This is a genomic window from Aurantibacillus circumpalustris (genome assembly GCF_029625215.1).
GTDB lineage: Bacteria > Bacteroidota > Bacteroidia > B-17B0 > Aurantibacillaceae > Aurantibacillus > Aurantibacillus circumpalustris.
The window spans coordinates 1,124,109-1,137,614 of the sequence record NZ_CP121197.1 but is presented as its reverse complement, the minus strand read 5'-3'; the positions used below and the strand labels follow the sequence as shown (position 1 = coordinate 1,137,614).

The 13,506-nt window shown below is 34.0% G+C and carries 16 protein-coding genes; 13 read left to right on the top strand and 3 right to left on the bottom strand.

Annotation, left to right across the window (positions count from 1 at the left end):
- Positions 1 to 10: 10 nt before the first annotated feature.
- Positions 11 to 1,060 carry a Fic family protein gene (locus P2086_RS04770; protein WP_317899294.1) on the bottom strand — a complete coding sequence of 350 codons (1,050 nt, stop codon included), beginning with the start codon at positions 1,058 to 1,060 and terminating at the stop codon, positions 11 to 13.
- 462 nt (positions 1,061 to 1,522) lie between these two features.
- Here P2086_RS04770 and P2086_RS04765 point away from each other — a divergent pair, with 462 nt between their 5' ends.
- Positions 1,523 to 3,013, top strand: a complete 1,491-nt coding sequence (locus tag P2086_RS04765; RefSeq protein ID WP_317899293.1) for an esterase/lipase family protein — start codon at positions 1,523 to 1,525, stop codon at positions 3,011 to 3,013.
- Between the two features lie 361 nt (positions 3,014 to 3,374).
- On the opposite strand, the gene P2086_RS04760 is transcribed toward P2086_RS04765, so the two are convergent.
- Entirely contained in the window at positions 3,375 to 4,328 is a 954-nt protein-coding gene (locus P2086_RS04760; protein WP_317899292.1) for a radical SAM/SPASM domain-containing protein, read from the bottom strand.
- 140 nt (positions 4,329 to 4,468) lie between these two features.
- Here P2086_RS04760 and P2086_RS04755 point away from each other — a divergent pair, with 140 nt between their 5' ends.
- The 10 genes from P2086_RS04755 to P2086_RS04710 all read left to right on the top strand — a co-directional run bounded on the left by P2086_RS04755 (position 4,469) and on the right by P2086_RS04710 (position 12,373).
- Entirely contained in the window at positions 4,469 to 6,121 is a 1,653-nt protein-coding gene (locus P2086_RS04755; protein ID WP_317899291.1) for an Ig-like domain-containing domain, read from the top strand.
- A 282-nt stretch (positions 6,122 to 6,403) separates the two neighbouring features.
- Complete coding sequence (locus tag P2086_RS04750) at positions 6,404 to 6,538, top strand: hypothetical protein (protein ID WP_317899290.1); 135 nt, start codon at positions 6,404 to 6,406, stop codon at positions 6,536 to 6,538.
- A gap of 220 nt (positions 6,539 to 6,758) precedes the next feature.
- Positions 6,759 to 7,283, top strand: a complete 525-nt coding sequence (locus P2086_RS04745) for a hypothetical protein (RefSeq protein ID WP_317899289.1) — start codon at positions 6,759 to 6,761, stop codon at positions 7,281 to 7,283.
- Between the two features lie 149 nt (positions 7,284 to 7,432).
- Positions 7,433 to 7,786 carry a DUF3276 family protein gene (locus P2086_RS04740; protein ID WP_317899288.1) on the top strand — a complete coding sequence of 118 codons (354 nt, stop codon included), beginning with the start codon at positions 7,433 to 7,435 and terminating at the stop codon, positions 7,784 to 7,786.
- Positions 7,787 to 7,997: 211 nt separating this feature from the next.
- Positions 7,998 to 8,564 carry an anthranilate synthase component II gene (locus P2086_RS04735; protein ID WP_317899287.1) on the top strand — a complete coding sequence of 189 codons (567 nt, stop codon included), beginning with the start codon at positions 7,998 to 8,000 and terminating at the stop codon, positions 8,562 to 8,564.
- A 15-nt stretch (positions 8,565 to 8,579) separates the two neighbouring features.
- Positions 8,580 to 9,641 carry a 3-dehydroquinate synthase gene (gene aroB / locus P2086_RS04730; RefSeq protein ID WP_317899286.1) on the top strand — a complete coding sequence of 354 codons (1,062 nt, stop codon included), beginning with the start codon at positions 8,580 to 8,582 and terminating at the stop codon, positions 9,639 to 9,641.
- A complete protein-coding gene (locus P2086_RS04725) occupies positions 9,638 to 10,972 on the top strand; it encodes a 3-phosphoshikimate 1-carboxyvinyltransferase (protein ID WP_317899285.1) in 1,335 nt (444 codons plus the stop codon). Before aroB ends, P2086_RS04725 begins: the two co-directional genes overlap by 4 nt.
- A 1-nt stretch (position 10,973) precedes the next feature.
- The gene (gene tatC / locus P2086_RS04720) at positions 10,974 to 11,816 is read left to right on the top strand and encodes a twin-arginine translocase subunit TatC (RefSeq protein ID WP_317899284.1); all 843 of its coding nucleotides are present in this window, start codon (positions 10,974 to 10,976) and stop codon (positions 11,814 to 11,816) included.
- A 4-nt stretch (positions 11,817 to 11,820) separates the two neighbouring features.
- On the top strand, positions 11,821 to 12,162 hold the full coding sequence (locus P2086_RS04715) for a carboxymuconolactone decarboxylase family protein (RefSeq protein WP_317899283.1): 342 nt from the start codon (positions 11,821 to 11,823) through the stop codon (positions 12,160 to 12,162).
- A gap of 4 nt (positions 12,163 to 12,166) precedes the next feature.
- On the top strand, positions 12,167 to 12,373 hold the full coding sequence (locus tag P2086_RS04710; protein WP_317899282.1) for a hypothetical protein: 207 nt from the start codon (positions 12,167 to 12,169) through the stop codon (positions 12,371 to 12,373).
- Between the two features lie 187 nt (positions 12,374 to 12,560).
- On the opposite strand, the gene P2086_RS04705 is transcribed toward P2086_RS04710, so the two are convergent.
- Positions 12,561 to 12,797 carry a PspC domain-containing protein gene (locus tag P2086_RS04705; protein WP_317899281.1) on the bottom strand — a complete coding sequence of 79 codons (237 nt, stop codon included), beginning with the start codon at positions 12,795 to 12,797 and terminating at the stop codon, positions 12,561 to 12,563.
- Between the two features lie 118 nt (positions 12,798 to 12,915).
- On the opposite strand from P2086_RS04705, the gene P2086_RS04700 reads away from it, so the two are divergent.
- Both P2086_RS04700 and P2086_RS04695 read left to right on the top strand, forming a co-directional pair.
- Positions 12,916 to 13,215, top strand: a complete 300-nt coding sequence (locus P2086_RS04700; RefSeq protein WP_317899280.1) for a hypothetical protein — start codon at positions 12,916 to 12,918, stop codon at positions 13,213 to 13,215.
- Between the two features lie 11 nt (positions 13,216 to 13,226).
- Positions 13,227 to 13,505 (top strand): hypothetical protein, encoded by a 279-nt coding sequence (locus P2086_RS04695; protein ID WP_317899279.1) that lies wholly within the window; start codon positions 13,227 to 13,229, stop codon positions 13,503 to 13,505.
- The last annotated feature ends 1 nt before the right edge of the window (position 13,506 follow it).

The following is a 13,506-nucleotide window of genomic DNA, read 5'->3' as shown; positions in this document are numbered from 1 at the left end:
ATTGTCGATTCTAAAAATAAGTGTTGCAGGCAAATTCAAATTGATCAATAAAAATTTTCTTAAACGCACTTACATTATTTTGCTCATAAAATAATAACATGGCTTTTTTATACTCCAAAGAATCTACCGTTCTAAATGAAATAGGGCAACAACCATTTACCATTAAAATTGCGTTGCTAATAATTCTGGCCGTTCTTTTATTCCCATCATTAAATGGTTGTATATAAGATATCAGTAATAAAACCAACAAGGCTTTTTCAAAAGCATTCTCTTTAAGATTAACCAGGGCGCACACCTCTTCCATCGCTTCCTTAATTTGAAATTCATTATCAAGTGGTTTATAATTTGTGCCTGAAATTCCAACAGTACGTCTTCTTATGTTTCGTTCCACTCCTAATTCTTTTACCAAAATACTGTGTATGTCCTCAATGGCCGGCAATAGGAGTGGCTTTACATAATCTTCAGCCTCCACAATAAAATCAATTGCCTCCTTATGGTTTAATAACATTACTGCCTCATCTTTTGTTTTTCCAGCAGCTGTTTCTTTATCTTTTAAAAGACGTTCGGTTTCAAGTAATGAATAAGTGTTCCCTTCAATCTGCGACGACTTCCAGCTTAAATCAATTGCTAATCTTTCTAACTCTGTTTTATATTCCCTATCTGTGAGTGCGGCTGTTTTGTGTTCATAAAGCTGCTGCAAACTGTTAAGACTCGCAAGTTCCAGTGGCGTGAAAAGATTTATTTTGTTAAGACTTTGTTTAATTAAGTCGTGATTGTATTCCTTTCTAATAAGTCGTTCATCAATTTCCTTCTTAAAATAATCCTCAAGATTTATCTCATGAATAACCTGATAAGCAGCGCTTACCGAGTATTTTGTTCCTTTGCCAGATCCCTTTATAACGATAAAATTTTTCTTTACAAGATCGGTCAATAAACGCTGCAAAGTAACGTAACTCGACAGTCCCACAGATGTTTGATCATAGATCTCTTTTGAAGAAGCATCAGGATGAGCCTTCAAATAATCAATTATTAAATGAATATTTGCGTTTAATTTCGGCAAGTACTTTGATTTATATATCAAATATACATTATTTATATATCATTTTTAGCGTTTTTGATATACAAACGCCTTACATTTGATATATATTAACGTTCGTTAACAAATAAAAATCATTTTTATCTTCTAATGTACTGCGTTATTTATAAAAAAATTATGCTTTTAAAGTTTGTTTTGTTAAAAATTGAAACGAAGAAGTAAAGAAAACGTTCAACAATCAAACTTATACCAAATCCAAATATAATTTAACCCAAAAGTTAAATTATATTTGGGTGGGTAGATAGTGCGTAGCATTTGGTAGATGCCGATCCTAAAAACAAATGGTTAACTAAGCCTGCTGCAAATTGGACCATATTGTTTTTGGAATCGGTATTACAATGTTTAGGGTAACTTTTACACTCACGAATTTGTTGGAAATTGAACCCCTTCTTTAATTTTAGTAAATTCGTCAAAACTACAGCTCTTATGACTCCTCTTCTTATTGTCTTTGTACACGGCTATAGCGTTACCAATTTAGATACTTACGGAGAATTACCGTTGCGTTTGCACAGCGAAGCTATTGCTAAAGGTTACGAGGCAAAAATTGAAAATCTTTTTCTGGGGCGTTACATTAGTTTTAACGATGAGGTCCGACTCAACGACGTGTCGCGTGCCATGCAAATGGCCGTAGAAGAACAAATTCCAGCTGGTACCCGTTTTATTTGTATTACCCATTCAACTGGTGGCCCGGTCGTTCGAAACTGGTGGAACTTTTTCTATCAAAATCAATCTGCTACTTGCCCAATGTCACACCTCGTTATGCTAGCGCCTGCTAATCACGGTTCTGCTTTGGCACAATTAGGGAAAACACGTTTAAGTCGCGTGAAATCATGGTTTGACGGGGTAGAGCCAGGACAAAAAATTCTCGATTGGCTCGAACTAGGAAGTACCGAAGCTTGGCAACTCAATACCAACTGGATTACAAATGGCAACCAGCATATTTCTGAAAAAGGAATTTTTCCATTTGTGATTACAGGTCAAGACATCGACCGTAAATTATACGATCATATTAATTCTTATACTGGAGAACTGGGATCTGATGGCGTGGTGCGTGTAGCTTCGGCAAATCTCAACAATGCGCATATCAAACTAAAACAAGAAGTTCCACAATTTATAAAAGGTAAACTAAGCGCCAACACGCTCGAGATTTCTGAATTTAATCAAGCGCCTATAACAGCCATGCGCGTGCTCACAAAAAAATCACATTCAGGTGACGACATGGGAATAATGCGAAGTGTAAAAAAAGAAATCACAAACGATAATGCAGAAATCATAAAAACTATTTTTGACTGTATTAGCGTAAATAATAAACAGAGCTATTTAAATTGCTGCAATCAGTTTTTACAAGAAACAAAAAATGTTCAAGAAAATTCCTTAGTCGAAGTAGGAAAAAAGGTTTTGAAAAATACGCTTTTTTTTCACGACCGTTATAGCATGATTATTTTTCGCATTAAAGACAATGAAGGGCACGCACTCACTAATTTTGATCTCTTGCTTACCGGACCAAAGAACGATCCAAATAATTTACCTTCTGGCTTTTTTGCCGATAGACAGTTTAATAAAGTAAACCAATGCACCATTAGTTATTTTTTTAATTACGATGTAATAATGGGTGCGCCTGCTGTTATGCAAAACGGAGAAGAAGTGCGCAAAGAGCTTCCCGGCATAAGCAGTTTAGGTATAATTATCAAACCACGTCCCGATGAAGGTTTTATCCGTTATCTGCCTTGCCAATTAAACGCCACCAAAGAACTTTTAGAAAAAGCATTACGACCCAATGCCACTACACTGATTGAAATAGAGCTGCAGCGATTGGTCAATACTGAAATATTTCGTTTCGAAAAACCGCACGAAAACAAAGTCACAAGCGCCAGTTTTAAAAATACAAAACCAGGCACTTCTATTTTACCAGAGTAATTACATTCTAATAAAAATACATCATTCTTTCACAGTCAAACTTTGCCAGTTACCCTTCCGGTTAATAATTTCTAGATTGGCATCAGAAGATAAATATTTACACAATATCCACATCCATACTTCTACCAGTAAAATAGGTGTCTTCTTTACAGATTTCTTTTAAGATTTAATATTCTGATCGATAAAGCAACCCTATGTCTTGCAACTGCGATTGCTCTCGGTGTAAAACTTTGTGCGCACCGTGGTTAAAGGAACAAAAAACGCGAAGGATCAAATAAAGACACGCAGAAACACAACGAAAAATCAAAAACCTTTGTGTGCTTTGTGCAGCACTTTGTGTTCTTGGTGGTTAAAAAAAGCACTAAGACCAAACCTTTGTTCCCTCAGTGCAATTTGTACAAATATCAATTTGATTGCGGCTTTTCAAAACCGAACTTCTAAAATTAGTATAAGGTTCTGAATACCATATTTTTTCGAATGACTCTGCTTCAAGATTTCCCAATTTATATTTCGCGTCCTTATCAAAACAACACGGAACAATTTTACCATCCCAAGTTATCACACACCCTTGCCACATGCGCCAACACTGATTTAATAACTTGTTCTTGATTTCGAAATTTCCAGCTTTATTTTTTTTATAGCGTGAATAATTTTCAATTTCGGGAATAAGATCATGTCCGTTTTCAAAATCATAAATTTGAGCCGTTTTAATTTTTACTTCATCCACACCAATTTCTTTCCCTAACTTTTTTACCGCTTCAATTTGTTCTTGGTTAGGTTTAAAAACAACAAACTGCCAAACAACATGAGGTGTTTTACTTTTCAGTTCCCTTTTTTGCTTTAAAATTTCTTTCGTTCCATCCAACACCTTGTCTAATTTTCCTCCAATACGGTATTGTTCATATACCTCTTGAGTGATACCATCCACCGAAATAATTAACTTATCCAATTTGCTGGCTATTGTCTGCTTTGCATTTTCTTCAGTAAGATAATGCGCATTTGTGCTTGTAATTGTGTAAATGTTATTCACATTGGCAAAAGAAACCATTTTTAAAAAATCAGGATTTAAATAAGGTTCTCCCTGAAAGTAAAAAGTCAGACTATGAAGATGCGTTTTCATTTGCAAAATAATTTTCTCAAACAACTGATTCTGCAACATACCCGTTGGCCGCGTAAATTCTCTCAAACCACTCGGACATTGCGGACATCTCAAATTACAACTCGTTGTAGGCTCAATGCTCACAAAAACTGGTAATCCAAATTGTTTCGGCTTATTAATAAGGCGTGAATAATGAAAGCCGATAAAGAGCTTCATAAAATTCACAGCTTTTGGTAAAGAAAGCTTTTTAAGTATACCTATATAATAATAGAACAAATTGGTTTTATTTAAGATACATAAGAAAGGCAAAATAAAGGCTTTCTTAAATATTGTGATTACTTTTACAAAGTTAATCAATGGTCAGGCAAGTACTGCAAATACTTTTAGTTTTTAGCTTAATTCTCCTATTCACTCACTGCGCGCAAATTATTCCGCTAAGTGGTGGCGAAAGAGATGCAACGCCGCCCAAAATTCTGGAAACTTCTCCGGCTAGAAATACTACAAATTTTAATGCAGAGTATATTTCCCTCAAATTTGATGAATTTGTTCAGGTGAAAGATTTAAGTAACCAACTTATTGTTACTCCAAGATTAAAAACCACACCCGATATAAGTGCCGATGGAAAAAACATCCTTGTAAAATTTAAGAGAGAAGAACTTCTACCAAACACAACCTATCGTTTTTATTTCGGAACAGCCATCGCCGACATGAATGAGTCCAACTCCATTCCCGACTTTGAATATGTATTTTCAACCGGAAGTTATATTGATACAGTTATGGTAAAAGGTGATATAACCGAGTCCTTTGACAACAAACCAGTTTCTGATGTATTAATTGCGCTCTATTATGGTGAGCAAACTTACGATAGTTTGGTTTATAAAAAAGAACCCGACTTTATTACCAGAACAAAAGACGATGGAACTTTTCTAGTAAAGAATCTACCATACAAAACATTTTCGGTATTTGCCTTCACAGATAAAAATAAAAACAGCCTTTATGACGGAGAAGCTGAAAAAATTGGCTTTTTAGACTCAACGCTTACATTAATTTCAGATACAACCATTCACCTCAAAATGTTTCAAGAAGAAGCATCAAAATCATTTATTAAGAAAAGTAGCTCTCCCTATTACGGTTTTGCGCAAATAATTTTAAATAAAAAAGCAAAGGTTCAATTAATGCCCATAGTAAAAGAAAACTCCTTAAGCATCTCAGAAACCCTTATTGGAAGGGAAAAAGACACTATCTCATTTTTCTATAAAAACATAAATGACACCTTGGATCTCGTACTTCAAAACTTTAACGCAAATAAGTCGGATACTCTTAGGATCAAATTACCAAAAAATAATCTTACAAAACGAAGATTAAAGACCTTTACCTTTAATACGCGTGGAAATAAATTGCCCTTGTATGCAAACCTTAAACTTTCATTTTTAAACTGGATGGATACCAGTAGAAGTGATCTTTCAAAAATTAAATTCACGAGTAAAGAAGATTCTATGATTACTCCAATTCCCGCAAAAGGTCGCTGGACAAGCGTTAACAGCTATGAGATCTATCACCCGTTAAAAGAAGGAATAAGCTATACCATCAAAATTGACACGACTGCTTTTTTCGATCTTAACCAAATTCCAAATGACAGCAATTCCGTTCTTTTTGTTAATCAAAGTAAAACTGATTTTGGAAAACTGACTCTTAAACTGAGTTTTAAAACAGACAGTACATTAAACCAAAATTACATTATACAATTACTCGATCAACAAAATAGAATAGAAAAAGAACATGTTATTGTTTTTTCGGATTTGATTAATAACGCTACAACTATTGAATTTACTGATGTTACGCCGGGCGTATACTTTACAAAAATTATTTTTGACAGCAATAAAAACAATAAATGGGATAGCGGGAACATTATTCGGAAACAACAAGCCGAAAAAGTGATTATTAATTCAAAACAACTCAAAATCTTGTCGGATTGGGAAATTGAAGAAGAAATTTTAATAAAAGACTAAAATTCTTTTTTGACCATTTATAGCCTAAGTTTTTAAAAAATAAAACTTTTGTTTTCTTATGTGAAAATTCGATCCTTTGAAACACTAATAAAATCAATACATTCAAGGCTTTTAAAAAAAATAAATGTTTTCGAAGAAGAATACTGCGAGAAAACGACTCGTCTTTAATATACGCTATTAACAATTTCAACAAATCAATGTTGAAAAAATAATGCCTTAATAATTAGATAACACTCAAAAATTTATTTACTTCGTATCAACAAATCTCAAAAACAAGAAACCATGGCAAAAAAAGCAGCAAAAAAAGCAGCTCCTAAAAAAGCAGCTAAGAAAGCAACAAAAAAAGCAGCTCCTAAAAAAGCAGCTAAAAAAGCACCAAAAAAAGCAGCTAAGAAAAAAGCAGCTAAGAAAAAGTAATAAAAGCCCCGCATTAGCGGGGTTTTTTGTTTCTAATCTAACCCTACACGCGTAGGGTTTTTTTATGGGCTAATTTTTCTTTGTTTTTATTTTGCAAACAAATCATTCTAATAATCTTAAATGCTGTAAAAACACAAACTCAAAACTGGCATTGTTTCTTATATTTACATCACAATTAGCCTTACAGTTTCTTTACAAAAATTAATTAAAAAACATCATCATGCGTAAAACAATCATTACTTTAATTTCAGCCACCGTGCTAACAGGATTAATTTCATGCGGCGGTAATAAATCAGAAGCAATAGTAGCACCTGAGGGTATGAACACCCTTAATCTCAATCGTTTTGGAAAACCCTTTGCTATTTTTGTTCCAGACACAATAGCAAACAAAATGGAAATCACTGAACAATCAAATGGAGCTCTTGATATCAAGGTTGGAAAAGCCTTCGCCATCAGTATTAATGAGCAAGCGGCAGATATTGAAATGCGTAAGCAAGATATTAAAGACGATGAAGTGAATAAATTTAAATCTTATATAGCAGAAGAACCAAATGCCATTATGTGGGAAAGCGAAATCGTTAAACCAGAATTTCATTTCTTAATTAATCAAAAAGTAGGAAGTGCTGATTACAATTTTGAAGATATTCGAGATACAGAATCAAATACACTTAGCAAAGATGCAATTCAAAAAATGTTTGACTCCGCAAAAAACATAAAAGAAATCAAAAACGATCATAAATCCTAACCGTCTTTATTAATAAGCAATACAAGCCGTTGTTAAATTAAACAACGGCTTTTGTGTTGTATAGACTATTAACAATAACGTTAAATTATTAACAGCGTGCTTAATCTCAGAAGATTTTTATAATATTTGCTTAATTCAAACTAAAAATTATGTCAGAAGAACTTGAAAAAAATGATAGGGGCGATTTGTTCTCGAAATCCGTTAGAGCAGGTAAACGTACTTACTTTTTCGATGTAAAAAGTACACGTGGTAATGATTACTACCTAACAATTACCGAAAGCAAAAAACGTTTTGGTACGGATGGAAAATTTACTTATGAAAAACACAAGATCTTTTTATATAAAGAAGACTTCGAAAAGTTTATTGAAGGTTTGAATGAAGCAATCGTTCATATTAAAGAAAATGCTCCTGAAATTGAAAGTAACTACGAATCAAAAGACCACTCCGATTCTGGAGAAAAAAAAGATTCAGCCGACATCAGTTTTGAGGATTTAGGCAAATAAAAATAAAAAGGCGGTTTTCACCGCCTTTTTTATTGCAACAGTTTTATTACTCTATTTAAAATCATTTAATCATTAACTCTGTTAGATTCTCAATTTTAAGTTTCGTTACAATTTAAGTAGCCTTTTTGGCTAAATTCATTACTTCATAAACCCATAGAACTTGTAGGTGTCCTTGTTGCTTAAATATTTATCTTCGTCCTAATTACACAAAATGAAATTATTAGTTCTCGATAACTACGATAGTTTTACTTACAACCTCGTTCATCTCATTGAAAAAGTAAGTGATATTTCATTTGACGTAATTAAAAATGATGGTATTTCTGTCCAAGACATAGATCAATACACTAAAATTATGCTGTCCCCTGGCCCAGGGCTTCCATCACAGGCAGGTATTATGTCGGCGCTTCTTGAAAGATATCACAAAACAAAATCTATTTTTGGTGTCTGTCTCGGATTTCAGGCGATTGGTGAAACATTTGGTTGCTCTTTAAAAAATTTAGAAACTGTTGTGCATGGCATGGCAACAGAAATTACCTTAACTAATGATGACCCTATTTTTAAAAATTGTCCTCCTAAGTTTAAAACCGGACGTTATCACTCTTGGGTGATAGATGAACATAAAATAAACTCAGAACTTATTGTAACCGCTGTAGATCAGAAAAATGTAATCATGGCTGCCAAACATTCCCAATATGATGTGCGTGGGGTGCAATTTCATCCTGAATCTATACTTTCTGAGTATGGCGAAACAATTATTAAAAACTGGTTAGAATTATAAAATAGTAATTTTACAATGATGACAAGTATTCAATCAAACGGTTACTCCATTTACATTGGAAAAGAAATATTTAAAGCGCTTTCTTCTTTTCTTGATAAAAGCAAGTATTCATCCTATTTCATTCTCTGCGATGAAAACACACTTCAACTTTGTCTTCCAACCTTAATCACCTCTTGCTCAAAACTTCAAACAGCTGAAATTATTGAAATTGAAAGTGGAGAAACGAGTAAGTCACTTGAATTTAGTGCACATATCTGGCAGACCTTTATAGAAAATAATGCGGATAAAAAATCATTACTCATTAATTTAGGTGGTGGAGTTGTAAGCGACCTCGGAGGTTTTACCGCTTCCGTTTACAAAAGAGGCATCGACTTTATTAATGTCCCCACTTCGCTCTTAGCAATGGCCGATGCAAGTGTAGGAGGAAAAACTGGATTGGATTTTATTGGAATTAAAAATGTTCTGGGAACCTTTGCCCAGCCTAAGGCTGTATTTATTTATCCTGACTATTTAAACACGCTTTCGTCAAGGCACTTTCAAAATGGTTTAGCAGAAGTCTTTAAAATGGCTTTAATTGCCGATAAGAAATTTTGGAACTTGCTGAAAGAAGAAGGGCAAGATGAAGAGACGCTCATCATAAAAAGCATAAGTCTTAAAAATAAACTGGTTTTAAATGATCCTTATGATAAGGGGGCGAGAAAAATTCTCAACTTTGGCCACACAATTGGTCATGCAATAGAATCTCTGTTTCTTGGAAGCGTAAACGAACTCCTGCATGGGGAAGCAGTAATTATTGGCATGTTGATTGAAAGCCATATCGCCTACCAGAAAAAAATGATCCTTAAAAAAGAGTTGGATGAAATAATTTCAGGCATTCCACCTTATTTTACAATGCAATCCTTGAAAAGCATTCCTTTAGACTCACTTATTGAACTGATAAAAAACGACAAGAAGAATCACAATGATAAATTTTATTTTTCTTTGATCGATAAAATTGGTTCTTGTAAGTTCGACTTGATTGTGACTAAAAATCAAATTAAAAAAGCGATCGACTTTTACACTACATTAACTAAATGATAAGACTCACAGCTCCATCAAATATTATAAAAGCAAACATTGCAATTTCAGGTTCTAAAAGCATTAGCAATCGTTTGTTAATTCTTAAGGAGGCTCTCAATCTTGATATAACATTTCAAAACATCTCCAATTCTGAAGACACACTACTTTTAGAAAGAGCAATAGAACAGATCAAAAATAAAAAACAGGCAACAATCGATGTTCAGCACGCAGGAACGGATATGCGGTTTCTAACTGCTTTATTGGCAACAAAAGAAGGTCAATGGACAATTACTGGTTCAGAACGAATGAAAGAGCGTCCGATTGGTGAATTGATACATGCACTTAGATTACTTGGCGCAGACATTTCTTATTTGGAGAAGGAAAATTTTCCACCACTGCTTATAAAAGGTAAAAAACTAAAAGGTGGAGAAATAGAAATAGACAGCAGTGTGAGCAGTCAATTTGTTTCCGCCCTGTTATTGATAGCCCCTTCTTTGGAAAAAGGTTTAAACCTTACCTTAAAAAGGAAAACAGTATCAAGGCCTTATATTGACATGACAATTGAATTAATTAAATCTCTTGGAATAACAATAACACAAAAAGAAGATCTTATTTCTATCACACCATCTTCCATTTTCCATCATACTCCCGATAGCTATCGGGATTACATTTCTATTGAGTCCGACTGGTCTTCCGCATCGTATTGGTATAGCATTTGTGCTTTAACTGGCAATGCAGAAATTGAATTAAGTTCTTTGAATAAAAAAAGTTCTCAAGCAGATTCAATACTTCCTGAGATCTACAAAAATTTAGGAGTTAAAACCACATTTGAAGAAAATACAATTGTACTCCATTCTATAAAACCTACCCTATCTGAATTCACGTATGACTTTACAGATTGTCCTGACATTGCGCAAACAATCGCCGTGACTTGTCTAGGACTGGGAATAAAAATAAACTTTACTGGACTTTCTACATTAAAAGTAAAAGAAACAGATCGCGTTATTGCATTAAAAAATGAACTTGAGAAGTTTGGGGCGGTAGTAGAAATTGGTAATGACTTTCTAAAAGTTATAAGTTATAAGTTAGAAGTTAAGCGTTTGGTAAATGAGTCTTTAACGAATAACCCAATAACTAATAACGTATCACCTAATAACTCAATAACTAATAACTTAATAACCTATAACGTTTCAACTTATAACGACCACAGAATGGCAATGAGTTTTGCGCCTTTAGCATCAGTTTTTACAGGCCTTTGTATTGAAAACCACTCCGTTGTTGACAAATCCTACCCTGCCTTTTGGGAAGATTTGAAATCCGTTGGTTTTAATGTAAATTTGCAGCCTTAATATGGCTTTCTTCGCATCATCAAAAAATCCGGAAACAGGAGCAGAAATGTCCTTTCTTCAGCACCTTGAAGAATTACGTTGGCATTTAGTGCGCAGCGCTGCCGTTGTTGTTGCATTTGGAATTGCTGCCTTTTGTTTAAATGATTTTATTTTCGACACAGTTATTTTTGGTCCGCTAAAACAAGACTTTATTTCTTACCAGACTTTGTGCTCACTTGGACATAAAATTGGTGCAGGTGATGTTATGTGTATAATTGTAAGACCAGCCCATTTGCAAACCTTAAGTGCTTCTGAGCAATTTTTCAATCACATGTGGATTTCCTTAATGTGCGGACTCATTCTTGGCTTCCCAGTTGTATTGTGGGAATTATGGAAATTTATCCGACCTGCATTAAAAAATCAGGAGGTTGGTCCGGTTAAAATTTTTGTAGTAATTGCTTCTTTTCTGTTTTTGATTGGCGTTTTTTTCGGATACTTTTTATTATTCCCGATGAGTTATAATTTTTTGGTAAACTATCAAGTTTCCTCAAGCGGCATTGTACAAACTCAAAATACGTTTGATGACTATGTTTCTCTAATAAGTACCATGGTTTTGGTATCGGGAATAATTTTTGAAATGCCTGTGCTTGTTTATTTTTTAACACGCATGACTTTACTTACACCACAATTCATGAGGAAATACCGCAAACACGCTGTAGTTATTATATTAATTGTTGCTGCTGTTATTACACCGAGTCCCGATGTTACCTCTCAAATGGTTGTTGCTATTCCCATGTATCTTTTATATGAATTAAGTGTGTTTGTTTCTGCATGGGTAATTAAAAAACATAAATTAAACGTTTAAGGTCATGTCAGAACAAGTAAAAGAATTCAACGAATACCGCGCTAAAATGAACGGGGTTATTTTAGGAAAAGATAATTTGGTTATTAAACGTTTGTTTAATCTCGATACACAAACTTATTCTGAAGGAGCGCTCAATGTAAAAACCAAAGAAATGCTTGGTCTGGTTGCAAGCATGGTTTTGCGTTGTGACGATTGTATTAAATACCATCTCGAGAAATGCAAAGAACAAGGTTGTACAACTGAAGAAATCTATGAAATTTTTGCTGTAGCGAATATTGTTGGTGGAACCATCGTCATACCTCACACTCGCCGTGGTGCGGAATTCTGGGAGGAATTAAATAAATAAAATCATGGGAGCATTAATGGTTGCCAGCTTTGTAACAATGTTGTTTCTGGGACTCCCCACCCTCACCTATTTTTACGCCAAACAGTTAGGGCGAAATCCAAAAAAATGGTTTTTAATTGGAATTATTTTGCCAGGCCTGGCAACAATTATCCTTTCATTTCTTCCTGATTTGTCATTGGAGGAAAATCCTAAAGATCAAAAAGAATTGTAAAGACTAATGTCATAAAACATTTTCCATCTTCCCTTTTACATCTTACATTTTCCATCCCTTTCCCCTCTTCCATCTTCCTTTTACATTTTCCATTTTACCTCTTCCCTTTTACATCTTACATTTTCCATCCCTTTCCCCTCTTCCATCTTCCTTTTACATTTTCCATTTTACCTCTTCCCTTTTACATTTAATCAATATCCCACACACTCGGACGCTTTTTTGTGTAAAATGGTTTGAAGTAATTTTTATGTTCTAAAAGAAAAGCCAGAATAAAATAAATAATAATAGGGCTTCCGAAGGTGAAAAAAGAAAGATAAATAAAATACATCCTTACCGTGGTTGTTCGAATACCCATTTTTTTTCCGAGCCATTGACAAACACCAAATGCTCTTTGTTCAAACCACTTTGAAATTCTACTAATCATATAACAAAGATAAAAAAATAAAATGCATCCTGATTTTTAGAACTTCTCTAACTAATTAAAATTTATTTTGCATAATCAAAAATAATAAATAGTTTTACCTTCACACAAACCAACCCAAATGAAAATAATCTTCGTGATTTTTAGTAGCCTTTTTTGTTTATGTTCCTGTAAAAAAATTTATACTTGTGAGTGCAACACTACCTTTACGCAAAGGTTAAAAAGCGGCAATTTCATAACCGAAGTTATCCCTGGGAGCAAAACACCTTATACAGAGAAATTAACTAGCAGCCAGGCTGAGGCGGCATGCGAACACGAGGAAGTTGCGACACAAACTAATTTTACAAATACAATGACTAATAATGGAAGTTTTCCTCTTTATCCAGGAGAATCTATTTCAACATCTTGCCTCGTACACTAATTACTTATCTAATGAAAAAATTAAGCCTACTAAGCCTATTAATTATTACGGCATTTTCCTGTAAGAAAAACCGAAATTGTTCATGTACGACGACCATTTTTTATTCTGGTGGACAAGGTTACTATTCCTCGGAGACAAAGCCAATGACAGAGAAGATGACAGAGACTCAAGCGAAAGCTGTTTGCGACCATGAAGCCGAAAATATTACTGCGACGTATTATAATTTTGACACGAATAGTGGGAATTATTCTTCAACAAATACCTTCCACACCGACTGTATTTTACAATAAT